The 18,850-nt window shown below is 66.1% G+C and carries 20 protein-coding genes; 8 read left to right on the top strand and 12 right to left on the bottom strand.

Going from position 1 to position 18,850, the window contains the following annotated elements; genetic code table 11:
- The first annotated feature begins 1 nt into the window (after position 1).
- Positions 2-784 carry a FadR/GntR family transcriptional regulator gene (locus FE374_RS10305; RefSeq protein WP_223173505.1) on the top strand — a complete coding sequence of 261 codons (783 nt, stop codon included), beginning with the start codon at positions 2-4 and terminating at the stop codon, positions 782-784.
- Here the strand turns inward: FE374_RS10305 and FE374_RS10300 are convergent.
- From FE374_RS10300 to FE374_RS10280, 5 genes are all read right to left on the bottom strand, one after another.
- Positions 781-1,797 (bottom strand): YeiH family protein, encoded by a 1,017-nt coding sequence (locus FE374_RS10300; RefSeq protein WP_139928812.1) that lies wholly within the window; start codon positions 1,795-1,797, stop codon positions 781-783. The two genes, FE374_RS10305 and FE374_RS10300, sit on opposite strands and share 4 nt — an antisense overlap.
- A 65-nt stretch (positions 1,798-1,862) precedes the next feature.
- On the bottom strand, positions 1,863-2,132 hold the full coding sequence (locus FE374_RS10295; protein ID WP_168205659.1) for a cupin domain-containing protein: 270 nt from the start codon (positions 2,130-2,132) through the stop codon (positions 1,863-1,865).
- A 102-nt stretch (positions 2,133-2,234) separates the two neighbouring features.
- The gene (locus tag FE374_RS10290) at positions 2,235-3,302 is read right to left on the bottom strand and encodes a Gfo/Idh/MocA family protein (RefSeq protein WP_168205658.1); all 1,068 of its coding nucleotides are present in this window, start codon (positions 3,300-3,302) and stop codon (positions 2,235-2,237) included.
- A 129-nt stretch (positions 3,303-3,431) separates the two neighbouring features.
- Positions 3,432-4,190 (bottom strand): creatininase family protein, encoded by a 759-nt coding sequence (locus tag FE374_RS10285; RefSeq protein ID WP_139928806.1) that lies wholly within the window; start codon positions 4,188-4,190, stop codon positions 3,432-3,434.
- Positions 4,187-5,140: a C-terminal binding protein gene (locus FE374_RS10280; protein ID WP_168205657.1), complete on the bottom strand. Its 954-nt coding sequence runs from the start codon at positions 5,138-5,140 to the stop codon at positions 4,187-4,189. Before FE374_RS10280 ends, FE374_RS10285 begins: the two co-directional genes overlap by 4 nt.
- 449 nt (positions 5,141-5,589) lie before the next feature.
- Here FE374_RS10280 and FE374_RS10275 point away from each other — a divergent pair, with 449 nt between their 5' ends.
- Entirely contained in the window at positions 5,590-6,327 is a 738-nt protein-coding gene (locus FE374_RS10275) for a sulfite exporter TauE/SafE family protein (protein WP_139928802.1), read from the top strand.
- A gap of 109 nt (positions 6,328-6,436) precedes the next feature.
- On the opposite strand, the gene FE374_RS10270 is transcribed toward FE374_RS10275, so the two are convergent.
- From FE374_RS10270 to zwf, 3 genes are all read right to left on the bottom strand, one after another.
- Entirely contained in the window at positions 6,437-7,528 is a 1,092-nt protein-coding gene (locus FE374_RS10270; protein ID WP_139928800.1) for a LacI family DNA-binding transcriptional regulator, read from the bottom strand.
- 481 nt (positions 7,529-8,009) lie between these two features.
- Positions 8,010-8,933 (bottom strand): glucose-6-phosphate dehydrogenase assembly protein OpcA, encoded by a 924-nt coding sequence (locus tag FE374_RS10265; RefSeq protein WP_139928798.1) that lies wholly within the window; start codon positions 8,931-8,933, stop codon positions 8,010-8,012.
- 16 nt (positions 8,934-8,949) lie between these two features.
- Positions 8,950-10,491 (bottom strand): glucose-6-phosphate dehydrogenase, encoded by a 1,542-nt coding sequence (gene zwf, locus FE374_RS10260; protein ID WP_139928796.1) that lies wholly within the window; start codon positions 10,489-10,491, stop codon positions 8,950-8,952.
- 691 nt (positions 10,492-11,182) lie between these two features.
- On the opposite strand from zwf, the gene FE374_RS10255 reads away from it, so the two are divergent.
- The 4 genes from FE374_RS10255 (at position 11,183) to FE374_RS10240 (ending at position 14,633) form a co-directional block, all read left to right on the top strand.
- The gene (locus tag FE374_RS10255) at positions 11,183-12,052 is read left to right on the top strand and encodes an ABC transporter ATP-binding protein (RefSeq protein ID WP_168205656.1); all 870 of its coding nucleotides are present in this window, start codon (positions 11,183-11,185) and stop codon (positions 12,050-12,052) included.
- A gap of 206 nt (positions 12,053-12,258) precedes the next feature.
- Entirely contained in the window at positions 12,259-12,894 is a 636-nt protein-coding gene (locus FE374_RS19175; RefSeq protein WP_168205655.1) for an ABC transporter permease, read from the top strand.
- A 178-nt stretch (positions 12,895-13,072) separates the two neighbouring features.
- Positions 13,073-14,089, top strand: a complete 1,017-nt coding sequence (locus FE374_RS10245; RefSeq protein ID WP_139928790.1) for an ABC transporter substrate-binding protein — start codon at positions 13,073-13,075, stop codon at positions 14,087-14,089.
- 37 nt (positions 14,090-14,126) lie between these two features.
- Positions 14,127-14,633 carry a RidA family protein gene (locus FE374_RS10240; RefSeq protein WP_139928788.1) on the top strand — a complete coding sequence of 169 codons (507 nt, stop codon included), beginning with the start codon at positions 14,127-14,129 and terminating at the stop codon, positions 14,631-14,633.
- Positions 14,634-14,990: 357 nt separating this feature from the next.
- On the opposite strand, the gene trxA is transcribed toward FE374_RS10240, so the two are convergent.
- From trxA to FE374_RS10220, 4 genes are read right to left on the bottom strand one after another with little or no spacing between them, the layout of a single operon-like run.
- Positions 14,991-15,317 (bottom strand): thioredoxin, encoded by a 327-nt coding sequence (trxA, locus tag FE374_RS10235; protein WP_139928786.1) that lies wholly within the window; start codon positions 15,315-15,317, stop codon positions 14,991-14,993.
- 24 nt (positions 15,318-15,341) lie between these two features.
- A complete protein-coding gene (gene trxB / locus FE374_RS10230) occupies positions 15,342-16,349 on the bottom strand; it encodes a thioredoxin-disulfide reductase (protein ID WP_139928784.1) in 1,008 nt (335 codons plus the stop codon).
- 14 nt (positions 16,350-16,363) lie between these two features.
- Positions 16,364-16,774, bottom strand: a complete 411-nt coding sequence (locus FE374_RS10225; protein WP_139928782.1) for an arsenate reductase ArsC — start codon at positions 16,772-16,774, stop codon at positions 16,364-16,366.
- Between the two features lie 31 nt (positions 16,775-16,805).
- Positions 16,806-17,531 carry an arsenate reductase/protein-tyrosine-phosphatase family protein gene (locus tag FE374_RS10220; protein WP_139928779.1) on the bottom strand — a complete coding sequence of 242 codons (726 nt, stop codon included), beginning with the start codon at positions 17,529-17,531 and terminating at the stop codon, positions 16,806-16,808.
- Positions 17,532-17,578: 47 nt separating this feature from the next.
- Here FE374_RS10220 and FE374_RS10215 point away from each other — a divergent pair, with 47 nt between their 5' ends.
- Both FE374_RS10215 and arsD read left to right on the top strand, forming a co-directional pair.
- Entirely contained in the window at positions 17,579-18,331 is a 753-nt protein-coding gene (locus FE374_RS10215; RefSeq protein ID WP_139928777.1) for an MIP/aquaporin family protein, read from the top strand.
- Between the two features lie 125 nt (positions 18,332-18,456).
- The gene (arsD, locus tag FE374_RS10210; RefSeq protein WP_139928775.1) at positions 18,457-18,837 is read left to right on the top strand and encodes an arsenite efflux transporter metallochaperone ArsD; all 381 of its coding nucleotides are present in this window, start codon (positions 18,457-18,459) and stop codon (positions 18,835-18,837) included.
- Positions 18,838-18,850: the final 13 nt, after the last annotated feature.

Genomic DNA, 18,850 nt, shown 5'->3' with positions numbered 1-18,850 from the left:
CGTGACAGCACCGCAGGACCGCGAGATGACCGAGGGCTGGCAGGTGATCGGTCGGTCCGGCCTGATCGCGCGCATCAGGGGCGAGATCCTCCGGGTGATGACCGAGCGGCATCTCCAGCCCGGGGAACGACTCCCCGCGGAGCGGGACCTCGCCGCGGCACTGGAGGTCAGCCGCCCCTCAGTGCGCGAGGCCGTGCGTACGCTCGAAGCGGAGGGACGGCTCGTGGTCAAGCACGGCCAAGGCGTGTTCGTGGCAGAGCCGGCGACCCAGCAGAAGCTGCGAGGATCGCTCCAGGACTGGGAGGAGGATCTGTCCCAGCTCTTCGCTATGCGTGAGGTCATCGAGGTCCCCGCCGCTCGGTGGGCGAGCCAGCGTAAGGACCCCGGCGAACTCGCCAGGATTCGCGCTGCGTACGCGACTCTCGAGGGGGCCCTGGACAGCGACGACGTTCAGAACGACAAGGTGCAACGGCTCGACGCCCTCTTCCACACGCGGATCGTCCAGGCGGCCGGGAACTCTCTGTTGGAACAGACTCAGGCAGTCATCTACGACCTTCTACTCGAGGGCATGCGGACGACGCTAGAGGTCGAGGGCCGCGCCGCGGCTTCCCGAAAGGAACACCTGCGGATTCTTGCCGCGATCGAGAGTGGGGACGCCGAAGGGGCTGCCGAGGCTGCACGCGAGCATGTTCTGCGAGCGCGGGCGGCGGCGGAACGGCACCTCAACGCCATGAGCCGGCAAGCGGCCGACCGTACTCCTCAGATGACTGACCCAAAGTCCTAGAAGAGCAGGACAACGAGCCCGAGCGAAGCGCTGGCAGCCACAGCCGTGGACACCGCTGAGAGCCCGACCACCCTCCACGGCAGCGGGTAGAGCTGGGCGAATCGCACGCCTAGTCCGAGGCCGAACATTCCGGCGGCGAGGCTCACGTTGGCGAGCGCATCGATCGCGCCAAGCGCTGTCGCCGGCAAGAGCCCGCTGGAGCGCAGGAGCATCGCGAGGACGAACCCGATGACGAACCACGGCACGAGCCGCACCTTGCGCTGGGCGACCTGGTCCAGACCCCCAGGCGCTCCGTCCCGAAAGCGGGCGGCGCTGTAGACAATTCCGAGGAGCAGGACGCGACCGAGCTTGATTGTTGTGGCGACCGCCACCGCTGCCCCGCCCGTGATAGAAGCTGCGGCAACCACCTGGGCGACCTCGTGGATGCTCGCCCCGGCCCACACCCCAATCTGTTCCGGGCTGAGTGCCAGCCCGGCGCCGGCGAGCGGGACGATGATGATCATCGCGCTGCCGAATAGCGTCACCATGGCGATGGAGAGCGCAACGTCCTCATCGCGTCGGCGGATCGCCCCCTCCACGGCAGCGATCGCAGCCGCACCGCAGATGGCGAACCCGCTGGCGATGAGCGTGACAAGACCGCGGTCCAGCCCCAACCGATCACCGACCCAGCAGGTCGCAAGAAAGACCAGGACGACGGTGACGATGATGACGACGGCCCCTCGGCCACCGACTCCGGCCAGTGCCTCGAGCGACAGTCGGAAGCCGACGAGGACAATGCCAACCCGTAGCAGGGTCTTCGCGATCGGGCCGGCCTGCCCGAGCGCCCCGAGGCGCACCAGGCGAGTATTCGCCACCACCGCGCCCACGATGAGGCTAGTGAGCAGAGGGCTGAGGAGCGGGACGACGCGGGCCAGAGCCGCGCATCCGATGGCCACGAGCAGCGGGGGCCAGGCGGCACCCAGCGTCGTGCGAATGCGGGAAGAGGCTTGCTTGTTCGTCACGAAGCGGTGCACGACTCACCCTTATCAATGCTCGCGACGTGTGTGGGTCGTTGTGGACAGGCCCCGACCCACACACGTCAGTGACGTACCGGACCTGGGAGCTCCTCGATGTTGCTGGGCAGATCCCGCCGGGGGAAGAAGCATGCGAGCACGATGTCGGTGTCACCCACGCAGACGGTCGCGTGCGGGACACCGGTCGGGACGAACAAGACGTCACCCGCACGGACCTGGTGAACCGTGTCGCCCTCCCAGAACCGCCCGTCGCCCTGTGCGACGAACATGACCTCGCAGCTGTGAGGATGGCGATGCGGGGTGCGCGGACCCGGCCGGATCCGCACTACCCGCATGCTCACATCGTCTGTCAGGCCGTCCCCGGGTAGAGGATCGGCCGACAGCCGGCCGGCAAGCTCCGTGAAGCCAAGCTCGACGCCACGGTAGACCGGCATCGGTCAAGCCACGGTCTGCCTGGTGTCCGCGTTGGCGATCACCTCGTCGATGCTCACCGCCGCACCGTTGCGCGCGGACGACTCCAGCACCGCTCGAACCACGGCGAGTGCGCGCACTGCTTCCTCTGGCCCCACCTCTACCGCGGCCTGACCACGGATCGCCAGCCCGAACTCCTCCAGCTGCTCGCGGAACATGTCCGTTCGCTGCAGGTCGACGGTCTGGCGCTCGGACTCGCCGTAGAACTGCGATCGGAGTGACGAATAGTCGTCCGCCAGGTGCGACTCGTCCCAGTGGGTGAAGTCCAGGTCGTACATGAGGTTGGCCTTCGTCCCGAGGAGATTCATTGAGTAGACGCCGGGGGATGCCCACCCGGTACCGATGTACCCCAGGGCCCCGCTCTCGAACTCGAGGATGGCCATGACGGCATCGGGCACCTCTGCCTTGGTGAACAGGCGCCGAGCGTGAGCGGTGACCTGCTTCACCGGCCCGAGCAGGTACTGCAGGGTGTCGGCATGGTGCACGCCGAGTTGGATGAACGCCCCGCCCGGGCTCTTGTCGGCGTAGAAGCGCCACGTGTCAGGCGTCAGCTCCAGGCCGCGCTCGTTCGAGAAGTTCGCCTCCGCGAGGCTGATCTCGCCGATCTGCCCGGAGTCGATCCAGCGCCGCATCTCCCGATGGCCGGACAGCCTGCGCGAGCTGTGCCCGACCGCGAAGACCTGCCCGGTCGCCCGGACGGCGGCCGCGATCTCGCTCGCGTGCTCCAAGCTGTGCGCGATCGGCTTGTCCGTGTAGACGGCCTTGCCGGCCTCGAGCGCTTGGATGATGACGTCCCGATGCGTGTCGTTCGGGGTGGTGATGATGACGCCCTCTACCTCCGGGTCTGCGAGCAGCTCCTCGTAGGTTGCGGCGCTGCGTGGTATGCCGTACTCATCACAGAAGGCGCGACGTCGTTCCTCGTTGCGGCTGAAGCAGCTATAGAGCTCGACAGTGTCACCACGCTGGGCGCCGCGCGCGAGCACCCGTGCCCAGCGTCCAAGACCGACTGATGCGAGCCTGACCCTATTCTCCATGACCATGTCCTCCTGCGGTGTTGTGGCTACGCCGACGGTCGACGTTGCCTGGTACTGTGCGATCGCCCCGCCCCGCCCTGCGCTTGTGCACTGGCAGGGGTGACCCCGGCGCGTGATGAGTACAGCGGGCTAGGAACGTGCTTCGTGGGCCGCGACGACGGATCGGACCCGCTCGACGATTTCCTGCGCCACGAGGGTGGGGAAGGCGGTGGCCCGGTCAGACGTGGCCCACCACGGGTTGCCGTACCAGCCGTCGTCGGCGAGTTCGGAGACGTCCGTTACGAATCCGTAGACCTCGGAAGAACGTCGCATGGCGTCCAGCGCATCAGCACCCTCGGGCCTGGTCGGCTCGCCTGCTCGGTCCACCTTGGCCAATGCAGGGTCGTACGCCATGACGGCCAGAGTCTCGATCCCTCCACCGTGAGTGAGTTCACCACCCGCCTCCCGGTAGACACGCTGGGCGGTGTAGCACGCTTGGGCCGAGATGAAGACGGCCTCAGTTCGATGCTGTAGGTCGGTTGCCACGGCATCCATCGAAGCGATGTTGCCCTCGTGCCAGTTGACGAGCACGAGCGTACGAATCCCAAGGGCGATGAGCTCGCTGCACACGTCCGTCAGCAACATCTCGAAGGTCTCCCGCCGCAGCGTGACCGTGCCCGGGTGCCCGGCGTGGATCGGCGTGACCCCGTACGGCGAGAGTGGTACATATACAGCATCAAGGCTCTCGGCCGTCGCCCGGGCGACGAGTTCGGCGGCGAAGATGTCAGTGCCGTTGGGTAGGTGCGGACCGTGCTGCTCGACGCTGCCAAGAGGGATCACAGCGGTGCGGGACCGGGCAAACGACTCGGCTGCCTCCGGGCTCGTCATCGTGCTGAGGTCGTTGCTCATGCCAGTTGTCCAATCTCCACGACAGGGTCGGCGAGGGGCTCGCCCTGCAGCAGCCGGGCCGCCTCAGCGGCGGCTTTCTGCCGCATGTCTGCCTCGGACTCCTCCGTGTACCACGCCATGTGCGGGCTCAGCAGAACCTTGTCGGCCACGTCACTGAGGGCGCTGAGGTCCGGCGGTTCGGTTGGGAAGACGTCGAGCGCGGCGCGAGCCGGCCGGCCTGCACGGAGGGCCTCGACCAATGTCGCAAAGTCAATGAGCGATCCACGGGCGGTGTTGACGAGGATGCTTCCTGGGCGCATCCGCCCCAGCGCCTTGGCGTCGAGCAGGGGCCTTCCGTCCGGGCGGCCGGCCGCATGGAGCAGGACGACGTCGGTGGTGGCGAGAAGTTCCTCGAGGCTGACGTCGGCGACGTCGTGGTCCGCGGGGATGTCGGCATACGGGTCGTAGGCGCTCACCCGCATGCCCAGGGCCTTCAGGTACGCCGCCGACTGCCGGCCGATGCGCCCGTAGCCGATGACACCTGCCGCCAGTGTGCTCGGTTCGTGCAAGGGCCTGACTTCGCCGAACCCCCACCTCCCGCTGCGGATGGAGCGATCCACCTCGTTGAGGCGTCTCAACTGGGCCACTGCCATCGAGACCGCGTGGAAGGCCACCGCCTCTGTGCCGTAGTCCGATACGCGGGCGACGGCGATGCCGAGACGGTGTGCCGCCTCGAGGTCGATGGAATCGGTGCCAACTCCGTACCTGACGATCCCGCGACAGGACAAACCTGCGAGTACCTCCGCGGTGAATCGGGGGCGGGAACCCGCGAGGATGACCGTGGCACCCCTTGCCACCTCCAGAATGTCCGCCGGCGAACCGCCAGGCCCACTGATGAGTGTTGCGCCGAGCGGGCCGAGCTGTTCCTCCTCGATCGAGAAGTCCCGGTACCGCGTTCCGAGGATCGCCACCCTTGGCTGCTCCATCTGTCTGTCCCCTCCTTTGGGTCGACACGGCCACCGTAAGAGCAAACGTTTGCATACGTCAAGGCTTTAACGTCGAGGGCGTCGATTCCAAGTGGGCTTCTGAGGCGTTCGCGCAGATCAGACTGGAACTGGTGGCAAAACCTGACTCCGTCAGGCACTGACTCCGGGCCGGGCGACACCCCGCGGTGGCCGTGTCGGCGCCATTGACCTTCATCGCACGGTGCGCGATACTGCAAACGTTTGGCCCTCGAAACGATGCTTCGCGATGCCACGCTTGTCCCCTACGGGGCGGCGTGTCCCCCGCTGTGGCGGCAGGCATCCATGTCCAGCGGCAGGTTCGGAGCTGCGGTTGCTGAAACTAGATCGGGCGGTGTTGTGACTGTGGTGCCACGCTGTACGCCCCAACCCCGCACAGGGCACAGGACATTCATCCGATGACGGATCTCCTCGTCATTGTGGGTGCCCTGGCGGTCGGGTCATTCGTCAAAGGGGTGACCGGCACCGGCCTTCCGCAGGTCGCAGTCCCCGTGATGGCGGCTTTCCTAGGCGTCGAGCGCGCGGTGATCATCATGTCGATCCCGGGCGTCGTGTCGAACCTCTGGCTCGTCGTTAACCACGTGAAGAGCGCTTCGCAGAGCCGTCACCTACTGAATTTGCTGTTCACGGGAGTGATAGGCGCTGTCGTGGGCACTGTCGCGCTAACTACGGTGGACGGCCGGCTGCTCTCGCTTGTGCTGGCTGCGCTCATCCTCGTCTACGTCGTCCTGCGTGTCGCTGCGCCACGACTGCATGTCTCGCGCCGCGCGAGCTTCTGGCTGTCGCCACCGATCGGGCTCGCGGCAGGAGCGCTCCAGGGCTCGACGGGCATCTCAGGTCCATTACTCGCCACCTACATCCACAGCCTGCGGCTCACGCCGGGCGCCTACGTCTTCTCGCTCTCTGCGCTCTTCGGCGTGTTCTCGGTGGCCCAGGTGGCGACCTTGGCAGGGTTGGGTGCCTACAGCACTGAACTTCTCCTGGAAGGGCTGCTCGCCCTGGTCCCCGTGGCCGCCTTCTTGGTGCCGGGGGTGCGCCTGGGCAAGTTGCTCGATCCGGCCGTGTTCGGACGCGTCGTGCTGGCCTTCCTGGGGGTGGCGGCGGGTGTGCTCGTGTGGCAGGGATTGGCCGGCTGAGGACGGTTTCGTTCGCGCTGGTCCGTGCGGGGTCGTCGACGCTCGGGCCCTCAAAATCTCTTGGTGCGAAGGACCAATCCGTTGCCGATGCTCGGGGCAGGAAGCCGGTTCAAATCTGGCGCGTGGACTCGCGCACCTGAAGCGAGGTGTCCAAGAAGACTCTCGACGGTTCCGTGTCGGGGCCCTGGAGCAGGCTGAGCATAAGATCTGCGGCTGCACGACCGAGGTCGTACTTTGGTACATGGACGGCCGTCAGTGGTGGGTTGAACTCGTCGCACCACCGTGAACCGTTGTACCCCACAACGGAGACATCGTCTGGGATTTTCAGGCCATGAGCGCGCAGCGAGCTATAGCAGCCGAGAGCGATCATGTCACTTGCGGCAATGATCGCCGTGAACTCCCGCCCGCGATTGATCAGCTCGTCACAGGCCTCGGCGCCGCTCTGCTTGTTGAACCACGGAGCGGTGACGAGCAGCTCCTCGTCGAGCGGAAGCCCGAGCCTGTCCATCCAGGCGAGAAAGTACTTGTGCCGGTTGTATCCGGTGGATGTAGAAGGTGCAGCCCCGACAAAAGCGATGCGCTTGTGCCCCAGATTCACGAGATGCCGGAGCGCCAGCCCCATACCGTGATAGTCGTCCGTCGTGACCATCGACACCCGTTTGTCATCCATGGTGCGATTTACCAGAACAGTTGGGATCCTGGACTCCACGACCTTCTCGATCAATGGGTAAGACCGTAAAGCTGTCGCCAGGAAGAGTCCGTCGACACGGCGTTCCAAGAAGAGGTCCAGTAAGTGGCGCTCGCGATCAGGGTCCATGTCCGTGTTCGCGAGAATGGCCACATAGCCGTGCTCTCCGAGTCCGTCCTCGATTCCACGCACGATTGGTGGGAACAGCGGGTTCGCAAGGTCGGGGATGAGCATCCCGACTGTCATGGACCGATGGTCCTTCAATCCGCGCGCGAACGGGTTGGCCCGGTAGCCGAGCGCTTCTGCCGTTGCCACCACTCGCTCGAGAGTCTCGGACTTGACGGTGCCGCGCGTCTCTGTCCGCAGTGCACGGGAGGCGGTCGATACGTCGACTCCCGCGACACTGGCTACCTCACGGAGCGTGGGCGGACGTTGCGGTCTGGTGGTCGCGGTCTTGGTTCCGTTGAGTGAATCGGAGTGCTCTGATTGTCCTTCGCTGCGGCGACTGCTCATGGGAGCCTCGCCGGCGCACCAGATGCCTCACCCGGATCGACGCAGGTCTGAGGTGCATGTCCCGGCACGGGAGACCTCCTTCATGCGGCATCGAAGGCTTGTCGATCGCCGCTCGCTGAGATTGCGGTTAGGGGATGCTGCAAAAACGACCGCTGCGAGCACGAGCGGGCGAAATTTCGTCATCACGCACCCATTCGACACACTCATTGGCTCTTGCGCATCTGGATGATGAGCCGGCACCAATTGCCAGACAGTATAGGCACTGGCTGGTAATGGAGCAGGCGGCGATCGTACACGGACCGAGAACCAACGACGAGTTCACAGTCGGGGCTCCACCGCAGACTCAGCTGTGGACCTGAGCGGCTGCGTAGCGCACCGCGATGCGGATCCCACGGGCGAGCACCATGTGGAGGGCGCGCACCGGCCGCTAGTCGATTGGGAGGGGCACGAGTTGTACGTCGCCCGTCCGCGTCGGCGTAGCTCATCGTTCCTCCAGGACGGGCAGTCCACGGGTGAGCGCTCGCCCGTAGGTCTGGTCGGGGTGGAGACTCCGCAGTTCCTCGATGAGGCAATCCTGGACGGAGCGCAGGGGAAGGTTGATGCGCTGGTCCGGGCGCCCGGGCCGGGTGAGAAAGGCGACAGAGGAGGCCGGGGTGCGCCGCAGCATGATGGGCCCGCTCGGCCGCGCCAGCTCGACTGTAGTGATGACCTCACGGGCTTTGGCGGCGAGCTGGACCGGCACTCCGAGCCGCTCGGCGAGCCAGCCGGCTAGTAGGTGGACCCAAGGCTTGCTCGACGTACCCGTGACGGTCGCGGCGGTGATCGCCTCGTGCGGCGGCTCGTTGACAGCCGCGGCGAGCAGACCGCGCCAGAGCGTCACCCGTGACCATGCGAGGTCCGTGTCACCAGGGGAGTACGCCCGCCCGAGCCGGTGCAACGCGGCGAGCGGATCCGGGGCTGAGGAGACATCGGTGATCCGCCTCTGCGCAATGGCTCCGATAGGGTCACCGGCCGGATCGCGCGGTGGTGTCCCTGGCCACCACGCGACGACCGGGGCGTCGGGCAGCAGGAGCGGGACGACGATAGCGTCGGACGCCTGCCGGGCCCGGCCGCGCGCGTGAAGGACGATGACCTCGCTCGCGCCGGCATCGCCGCCGACCCGGATCTCGGCGTCGAGCCGAGTGTTTCCAGGCCCATCCTCGGACACCATGACGATGATCCGGCACGGGTGCTCACGTGAGGCGACTTTCGCGGACTGGATCGCCCGCTCTGCGACGTCGTTGTCGGTCGCGACGATGATGAGGGTGAGTACCCGGCCCAGCGCGGAGATCCCGGTGGCCTCGCGCACCTCGACCAGCCGGGTACTCACTGCGGCGGAGGTCGTGCCCGACATGGTGACGGTCATTGCTGGCTGCCCCTTGTCATGGCATGCGCCAGGCGCGTCCGTCACGGGCGAGCATCTGCTCGGCGCTTATGGGGCCCCACGAACCGGGCCGGTAGTGCTGGATCTGGTCCGAGGACTCCCACTTGGCGGTCACGGGGTCGAGGATCTCCCAGGAGAGTTCGACCTCGCGCTGCCGGGGGAAGAGTGGCGGCTCGCCGAGGAGGACGTCGAGGATAAGCCGCTCGTAGGCCTCGGGTGAGTCCTCGGTGAACGCATGGCCATAGCCGAAATCCATCGTCACGTCCCGTACCGCCGTTGCGGCCCCAGGGACCTTCGCACCAAACCGGATCGTCACGCCCTGGTCTGGCTGGATGCGGATGACGAGCGCGTTCTGCCCGAGTTCCTCCGTGGCGCCGAGGTCGAAAGGTAGGTGCGGCGCGCGCTTGAAGACGACGGCGATCTCCGTCACCCGGCGCCCAAGGCGCTTCCCAGCCCGTAGGTAGAACGGCACGCCGGCCCATCGGCGGGTGTCTACCTCTAGTCTCAGCGCGGCATAGGTCTCCGTGGCAGAGCCCGGGGGGATACCGTCCTCGCCGAGGTAGCCGCGCACGTACGCCCCCGCCTGCCATCCTGGGGCGTACTGACCGCGGGCAGTAGTGGCGTCGAGGTCGGCCCCCAACCGGACGGCGGAGAGCACCTTCTCCTTCTCTGCGCGCAGTGCCGCCGGGTCGAAGGAGACGGGGGCTTCCATCGCTGTGAGTGCGAGCAGCTGGAGGAGGTGGTTCTGGATGACGTCCCGGGCGGCGCCGACGCCGTCGTAGTAGCCGGCGCGGGCGCCGATGCCGATGTCTTCGGCCATGGTGATCTGGATATGGTCGACGTAATTCGAATTCCAGATCGGCTCGAACAGCTGGTTGGCGAAGCGCAAGGCCAAGATGTTCTGGACCGTCTCCTTGCCGAGGTAGTGGTCGATCCGGAAGACCGAGCCCGGCGCGAAGACGTCGGAGACGACGGCGTCGAGCTCGCGTGCGGAGGCGAGGTCGTGGCCGAAGGGCTTTTCGATCACGACGCGCCGCCAGGTCTCTGGCTCGGGGGAAGACAACCTCGAGCGTGCGAGCTGGGCGCACACGAGCGGGAACGAGCCGGGCGGCACCGAGAGGTAGAACGCATGGTTCCCACCCGTCCCGCGCTCCTCGTCCAGCGACTTCACCGTGGCAGCAAGGCGGTCAAAGGCGTCGTCGTCCGAAAACTCGCCCTGGACGAAGCGGAACCCGGACGCGAGTTGCTCCCACGTCCGCTCGTCGAACGGGGTGCGGGCGTGCACACGGACCGCGTCTCGGACGACTTGGGCGAAGTCCGCAGTCGACCAGTCGCGCCTGGCGAAGCCAGTCAGCGCGAAGGCCGGGGAGAGGAGTCCGCGGTTCGCGAGATCGTAGATCGCCGGCATCAGCTTGCGCTTGGCGAGGTCCCCCGTGACGCCGAAGATGACGAGCCCACACGGGCCGGCAATGCGGGGAAGGCGACGGTCAAGCGGATCCGCCAACGTGATGCCTACCTGCGCGTTTGCTGTCGGTCCCACAGTCTGATCCCTCCAATCCGGTGACCTATCGAGCAACCCTGTCTCCAACAGAGTCGGGGCGGTCCAGGGGGAAGCACAGTCACATCGCCGGGATCGTGGTCTTTGCCCCGGCCATGTTCGACGTACCGTAGGTGCAATCGTTTGCGGTCGTCAAGCAACTCACCATCGAATCGTGCCCGTCCCCCTAGCTCCGCTGTTCGAACGCGGCCCGGGCGGGGACGTCCCGGGTCCCGATGGCCACGTTCCGCGGTTCCTGGCGCGCAAGGAGGTCGATGAGATGGTGCGGATACTGCGTTCCAGCACTGGTCCGGGGGGCCCCTCGGTGCCAGACCGCCGGGGGTAGCGAACATGGACCGCGCAAACGCTTGACCAACCGCAAACGTTTGCCCTAGCGTTCGAGGTCGACCCAATGGAGGGACGGACTTCGATGGAGAAGCCAACGGTGGCGAGCCTCGGAACCGGCGCCGAAACCTTTCTTGATCGGGGAGGGCGGCTCGCCCCGCTCAGTGCAACAATCCCCCCGCCCCACTGTCCGCAAGGCGACGACTGGAATCGGCGTTCTGCCATTCATCGTCAACATCACAGTTCATCGCCCCCCACGCTCTGCCCGTGCGGGTCTGCAGCAAATGTCGTTGACAGCCCAAGAGGGTGACCCTACAGTCAGCCCAATCGATTGGAGGCAATGGTGCCAATGTCTACTCCGACACGTCGTGAACAAACTCGCCCCCGTCTCGACAATGGTCAGAGCACCGGACTGAGCGTCGAAATCCGCGGACTTTCGAAGTCCTATGCAGCGTCTCTGGGTGCTTCCACCACGGCGATAGAAGACCTCAGCATCACGATGCAGCCTGGCACCATCAACTGCATCATTGGACCTTCGGGCTGCGGGAAGACAACCCTTCTCAATCTCGTTGCTGGATTCGAAAAGGCCTCCCGCGGGCAGCTGTTGGTCGACGGCCGCCAAGTCGACGGTGCTGGATCCGACCGCGTCGTGGTCTTCCAAGACGTTCAGGGATCGCTCATGCCCTGGCTCACCGCCCAGCGGAACGTTGAGTTCGGTCTCAAAGTGGCCGGAGTCTCGAAGCGAGAGCGCGCCGAGCGAGCGAGGGAGGCACTTGCCTTGGTCGGCTTGCCGGAAGCACGCGACAAGTTTGTCTTCGAGCTGAGTGGCGGGATGCAGCAACGTGTGCAGATCGCTCGTGCCCTCGTGCTGCAACCCGGAATCCTACTGATGGACGAGCCCTTCGGGGCGCTCGACTACCTCACACGTTCTCTCTTGCAAGAACAGTTGCAAGACCTGCACGAACGCACGGGAGCGACAATCCTTTTCGTGACACACGACATCGGCGAAGCCGCCCTCCTCGGTGATTTCGTCTACGTCATGGGGACGCGCGGACAGCTGACCCGATGCATCGAGATCGTGTCGGAGCGCCCGCGCAAGGTGACCGATCGCCACATCGTGGAGGTAGTAGAAGAAATGACCGACCTCATTCTCGATCCCATCTCTCACGTCCCTCAGAGCGCGAACCGTACTCGCGCGCAAGAGGCGGGTGCGGCATGACGTCCATCAGCACCAAATCGGCCGAGCCGGTGGACGAACGGTCTGAGCGGTCGCCAAGTCGCTGGGGCAAGTCACTGCGAAGCCCACTCGGGCTTTCCATCGTCTCCGTATCGTCCTTGCTGATTCTTTGGACGATCGCGTCAGGGACCTTCGTTAATTCCCTCATATTACCGTCACCCTGGACCGTCCTGAGTACGACGTATTCGATGATCGTGGACGGCGAGCTCGCCAACCACGTGGGTGCGAGCCTCATGCGGATCATTATCGGTTACGCGAACGGGTGTGTCTGGGCGATCATCCTCGGATCCGCCGCCGGACGGATTGCCGCGGCGCGCGGACTCATCATGCCCGTGATGAATCTTGTGAGGCCCATCTCTCCCGTCGCACTGGTACCCCTTATGATCATTTGGTTCGGAATCGGGGAGATGTCGAAAGTTGTGCTCGTCGGGTACACGGCGTTCATCACGATCTTCTTCAATACGATGACCGGCGTTGCCTCGGTGCCCCCCACCCGGATTCGGGCTGCGCAAACCCTTGGGGCGAGTGGGTTCAGCGTTTTTAGACTCGTTGTGTTTCCCTCGGCTATTCCGTACATACTAGCGGGGATGCGGATCGGCCTTGGGCTGGCTTTCATGTCGGTCGTCGCCGCCGAGTTGATCGCTGCCGAAGAAGGTATCGGATTTTTGATCATCCAATCTCGGTACTCGATGCTGGTCGACAGGATGTTCGTAGGATTGCTCTGTCTTTCCGTAATCGGCTTCAGTATCGATTACCTCTTCCGCCGATTGATCCGGCGTTTTGGTGGGGCATATGTCGGTAAGGAGTTCTCCGAGACGTTGTAGGGGCAGGGCGACCGATGACAGGGTCACCATCTCCCAGCGAGAGATGACGCTGTCACCATTCCCAGTGTGAACGACTGTGCACTGAACCACCCCCAGTGGCCAGGATGTGGCATGGCTGCTCGGGGCAACCACAGGTTGACTAGCTACTGCGGCTTCGCCCGCAGGAGGAGATCACATCGTGAGAAGGCACAAGACGGCCATCGCAGCGGCCGCAGCACTGGCCATGTCTGTTTCGCTGCTAGCAGCGTGCAGTCGGGGTGCAGAGGGGGCGGACACGCCTGGCGACGGCGCAGATGCCAGCGCTCCGCCAGCAAATCTGTTCATCTCGTCAAACATGATCGGATGGCACGTCTTCCTGGGTGAGGACGATGCTCGGGGCAGCTTCTCGGAGGCGGGCCTTGACATCAACGTCACCGGCTTCTCGTCGGGCCCCGAGTCGGCCGAGGCCTTTGCGACCCAGGATGGAACAATGCTCGTCGCCGGCGACCTGCCGAGCGTAAGCTTCGTTGATCGCCATGATGCGACGATCGTCGGTCAGGTCACGTCGTGGACCGGGCTGCGCTTTGTCGCTTCCAAGGACATCCAGTCACCTCAGGATTTGGTCGGCAAGAGGATTGCCGTGAATCAGGGCTCCTCAACGGAGTTTTGGCTCGCGGAGTACCTCGCCGAGAACGGCATTGCTGACGACGTTGAGGTGATTTACCTGGATCCCGGCAGCCATGTGCCTGCGCTCCTTAAGGGGGAGATCGATGCGGCCGCGACGTTCTTGGCGCAAGCTCTGACGGCGATCGAGAGCGGGGAGTTCGAACTGCTTGAGACGTGGCCCTCGGTGCTCACGCTGATCGTCAGGAACGACTACCTTTCGGAGAATCCAGAGGCTGTCGCTGGTGTGCTGGAGGTGCTCGCTAGGGGGGCGGAGGAAATTGAGTCCGACCCTGAAGGTGCACTGGAAGCAGTGTCCGGGATGCACGGCTTGACCGACGCGCAGTATCACGAGGCGATCGACAACGCAGAACTCGACTTCAATCCGCAGTTCTCGGCGGAAACGCACGGGCTTCTTGAGCGCATGGCTCGATGGCTGGTGGAGAAGGGAAGCCTTCCCGAGGACTACGAGGTCTGCGACTACGTCGACCTGTCGGCGCTCAGGGAAGTCGCTCCCGACCGGGCTGCGGATACCGCCTGCTCGGCGGGGTGATCCCGACGACCTGCCTGAAGATGGATTCTTCGACCCGATGGGCTATTTGGTCGATCACTACACCGAAGGGACACCGAGAACGATGAGTCTTGTCAACCAGTCCACATCGAGCAATCTCGAAATTATTCACCATGATGGGCATGACCCCAGCATCAATAGTCCCTTTGTGCCGGCGATCCGAGCGTCGGCGGGCACGATGGTGTTTATCTCAGGTGTGTCGGCGTCTCCTACCTACCACGACCACCCACACGTGCCCGAGGTCTTCGATGCTATTCCACGGGACATCGAGGGGCAGCTCCAAATCATTTTCGACAATCTCGACCAGCGGCTCGAAGCGGCTGGGTGCAGTAGGAGCGACGTCGTCTACATGACTCGGTTCTTCACGAATGTGGATGAAGATCAGGATACTGTGAACAAATACCAGAAGAAGTGGTTCCAAGGGCATGTGCCCACCAGCGCCTCGGTCGAGGTGACGAGGATGGCGGCTGACCCAAAGCTGCGCCTGGAAATCCAGAGCATTGCAGTGAAACCTCCATCGGCTTGATCCCCCTGAGAGCTGTCCGTTCGACGAGCTGCCAGGGAGGGGGCGGTCGGCGTCCAACGCGGTGTGTGGCCTCGAGTGCGACGATGCACGAATGACTTCGTCGCGGTGTCGCCTGGCAGAGGGCGGGATCTCTGCCAGGCGCTGCGGCCCTGCTCGCTACCTTGCCTTGCGAAGGACGGCCCCTGAATAGTTAGCGAAGGGCGCTCCCTGAATCGTTTGCTGGTCGCTTTCGCCCAGTCCGTGCCGGGAACGCGCGCTGCACCATGGCGGAGGGGCAGATTTGCGGTTTGCGCTCACGCCGCTCGAAGTTGGGGGCCGTGCCCGGAGTCCCGGAACGTTGCGTGGTTAGGCGCCCTCTTATCCGAGGTAGTCCCCGAGCTCGTTGAGAAACTGCTTCTTGGTCTGTGCGCCGACGAGGCTCTTGACCACCTCGCCGTCGATGTACAGGTTGAAGGTCGGGATCGACACGACCCCGCACTGGGTGACGGTCTCCGTGTTGGCGTCAGCGTCGAGCTTGACGAACTTGATCTTGTCGCCGTGCTCGGCAGCGAGCTCTTCGATGATCGGCTCGGTGCGGCGACAGGGGGCGCACCAGGTAGCCCAGACATCGACCAGGACGGGACCGTCTGCCCGGAGGACCTCGGTCTCGAAGGTGGTGTCGCTGACGGCGGTGACGGTGCTCATGACTTCTCCCGGATTGCTCGTGGTTCAGCTGAGAACGGCGCTTTGGGGTGCTTGGGCGGCGTCGGTGACCGGGTCGCCGGATTCGTCCAGGGCGGCGAGGTAGCGCTCGGCGTCCAGGGCGGCGGCACAGCCGGTGCCGGCGGCGGTGATGGCCTGGCGGTAGGTGTGGTCGACGGCGTCCCCGCACGCGAACACGCCCGGGACGTTGGTGGCGGTGTGGGGGTGGGCGACCTGGATGTAGCCGGCCTCGTCGAGGTGGACCTGGCCCCGGAGGATATCCGTGCGGGGCCGGTGGCCGATGGCGACGAAGATGCCGGTCGCGTCGATGTCGCGCTCGGCACCGGTGACGGTGTCGCGCAGGCGGGCACCGGTGACCTTGCCGTTGCCGTGGATCGCGGCGACCTCGGTGTTGAAGGCGAACTCGATGTTCTCGTGTGCCAGGGCGCGGGCCGCCATGATCTTCGACGCGCGCAGGGTGTCGCGACGGTGGACGACGGTGACCTTCTGAGCGAACCGGGTCAGGAAGGTGGCCTCCTCCATCGCGGAGTCGCCGCCGCCGACGACCAGGACTTGCTGGCCACGGAAGAAGAAGCCGTCGCAGGTGGCGCACCAGGAAACGCCGTGGCCGGAGAAGGTCGTCTCCGCGGGCAGGCCCAGCTCCTTGTACTCCGAGCCGTTGGCCAGGATGACCGCCCGTGCCGCGACGGTCTCGCCGTCGTCGGTCGTCACGGTCTTGACCACGCCGGTCAGATCGACGGCGACGACGTCCTCGTAGCGGACCTCGCCGCCGAAGCGCTCGGCCTGTTTCTGCATGTTCTCCATGAGCTCCGGGCCGAGGATGCCGCCTGGGAAGCCGGGGAAGTTCTCCACCTCGGTCGTGTTCATCAGCGCGCCACCGGCGGTGATGGCACCGGCAAAGACGAGCGGGCGAAGGTCGGCGCGGGCCGCGTAGATCGCGGCCGTGTACCCGGCCGGGCCGGAGCCGACGATGATCACGTCGTGGATCTCGGGTGTGGTGTTCTCCTGCGTCATGAGGGTTGCTCCGGTCAGGCGTTGGTGGGCAGGAGGCTGGCGATGAGCTCCTCGACGCGTCCCTTGATCTCGTCGCGCACGGGCCGCACGCCGTCGATGCTCTTGCCGGCCGGGTCTTCGAGCTCCCAGTCCTCGTAGCGCTTGCCGGGGAAGATCGGGCAGGCGTCGCCGCAGCCCATGGTGATGACGACGTCGGACTCCTTGACCGCCTCGGTGGTCAGGACCTTGGGCTGCTCGGCGGCGATGTCGATGCCGACCTCGGCCATGGCCTGCACAGCGGAGGGGTTCACCTGGTCCGCCGGCGCGGAGCCGGCGGAGCGGACCTCGACGGCGTCGCCGGCGAGGTGGGACAGCCAGGCGGCGGCCATCTGGGAACGGCCGGCGTTGTGGACGCAGACGAACAGGACGCTGGGGCGCTCGGACACGGGAATCTCCTCTTGACGATCGGGTGGTGGGTCAGTGGTGGGTGACGGCCGGTGCACGGCCAGGCCGGAAGCCTTGTGGGCTGTTGAGTGCGGTCAGGCGCGGAGCAAGGCTGCCGACGCGGCGGCCGATCTCCTCCAGGGCATGGTCGAACGCCTCGGGCGTGCCGGCGAGAAGGGGGTCGGGGATGGACCAGTGGACGTCGACGGGAAAGTCGAGCTCCTCGTGCGCGCGGTCGCAGACCGTGACGATGAGGTCGTCATCGGTCCGGACGTCGCTGACGTGCTGGGGCCGCACCGCCGGGAGGTCGAGGCCGTGGCGGCGGGCACTGTCCAGGGCGCCATCGGCGATCGCCTCGGTGGGGTGGGTGCCGGCCGAGACGGCGGGCACCTCGCTGGCTCGCCGCCACAGCGCGGCCGCCAGGTGGGAGCGGGCCGAGTTGGCCGTGCACACGAACAGCACCCGCGGGACCGACCGCAGCTTCGGAACGGTGAGGTCGTCCAGGGCACCGGGCACCAGCTGGACATAGGTGCGCCGCTTGTCGCCCTCGGAACGGGTGCGGCCCACGATCCCCTCACGCTCGAGCACCTTCAGGTGGTGCGCGAGAAGGTTCGACGGCATGGCCAGGGCCTCGGCGAGCTCGGAGGGGGAAGCGTCGCCCAGGTGCAGGGTGTCGACGATCTGCAGCCGCGCCGGGTCGGCCAGGGCCGCGTGCAACGCCGCCCGGCGCAGCAGCTCGTCACCTCGCTCGGCATTCATTGCCTCAATATTGACTGAGGCACCCCGGTTCGTCAAGTATGGCAGGCATGAGCAACGAGGGGACGGCCGTGGCGCCGTCGTGGGGTCGCCGGCTGGTGGCCGAGTTCGTGGGCACCGGTCTGCTGGTCACCGTGGTCGTGGGGTCGGGAATCGCCGCGCAGCGGCTCTCGCCCGGCGACATCGGTCTGCAGCTGCTGCAGAACAGCCTGGCCACCACGCTGGGACTGGCGATCCTGATCGTCGTCCTGGGGCCGGTGTCCGGGGCGCACCTGAACCCGGCGGTCTCGCTGGCCGAATGGGTCCTCGGGCGAGGGACCGGCGGCGGCCTGAACCTGCGAGCGGCCGGCGCCTACGCCCTCGCCCAGGTGGTGGGCGGTGTTGCGGGCGCGGTCCTGGCGAACCTCATGTTCGAGGTGCCGACCACGCTGGCCACGACCGACCGGGCCGGCGCGGGGCCGCTGCTCGCCGAGGTGGTGGCCACCGCCGGCCTCGTCCTCGTCATCTTCGCCCTGACCCGCTCCGGCCGCGGCCGACTGGTCGCGCCTGCCGTCGGCGCCTACATCGGGGCGGCGTACTGGTTCACCAGCTCGACCGCGTTCGCGAACCCGGCCGTCACCATCGGCCGGGTCTTCTCCGACACCTTTGCGGGCATCGCACCGGCCTCCGTGCTGCCGTTCGTCCTCGCCCAGCTGCTGGGTGCCGCGATCGGGGTGCTGGCTGCCCGGTTCTTCTACCCCGCCCCCGCGCCGGCACCGCGGGACCGGCTGCCCGAGGCGGCGGTGCTCGCCCAGCGGGGTTGAGCAGGCGCGGCGCCACACGCTGGGTTGGCGCTCTCCTGGGCGGGACCTTGGTGTGACGTGGCTCGAGGGCCGGCTCGTATGCTTCCACGCATAGACAATCATCGATCGGAGAGTGGGAAGAAGCGATGAGCACCATCGAGGTCTTCGAGCCGGCCATGTGCTGCAGCACCGGGGTGTGCGGCACCGACGTGCCACAGGAGCTGGTGACCTTCTCGGCCGACCTGGACTGGCTCCGGTCCCAGGGCGGTGACATCGCGCGGTTCAACCTGGCGAGCGAGCCGACAGCGTTCACCGGCCGGCAGGCCGTTGTCCAGTTCTTGCAGGTCTCCGGCTCCGAAGGGCTGCCGCTGGTGGTGGTGGACGGCGTCATCGCGATGACGGGCCGGTATCCGGACCGTGCTCAGCTCGCCCACTGGGCCGGGCTCACCCCGGTGCCGGCGGGGCGCACGGAGCTGGGACTGGCGCAGGACGGCGGAGGCTGCTGCGGCGGCTCCGGCTGCTGCTGACCCGGAAGGCTGT

It is taken from the genome of Georgenia yuyongxinii (assembly GCF_006352065.1).
GTDB lineage: Bacteria > Actinomycetota > Actinomycetes > Actinomycetales > Actinomycetaceae > Georgenia > Georgenia yuyongxinii.
This window is presented reverse-complemented; position numbering and strand designations above follow the sequence as displayed.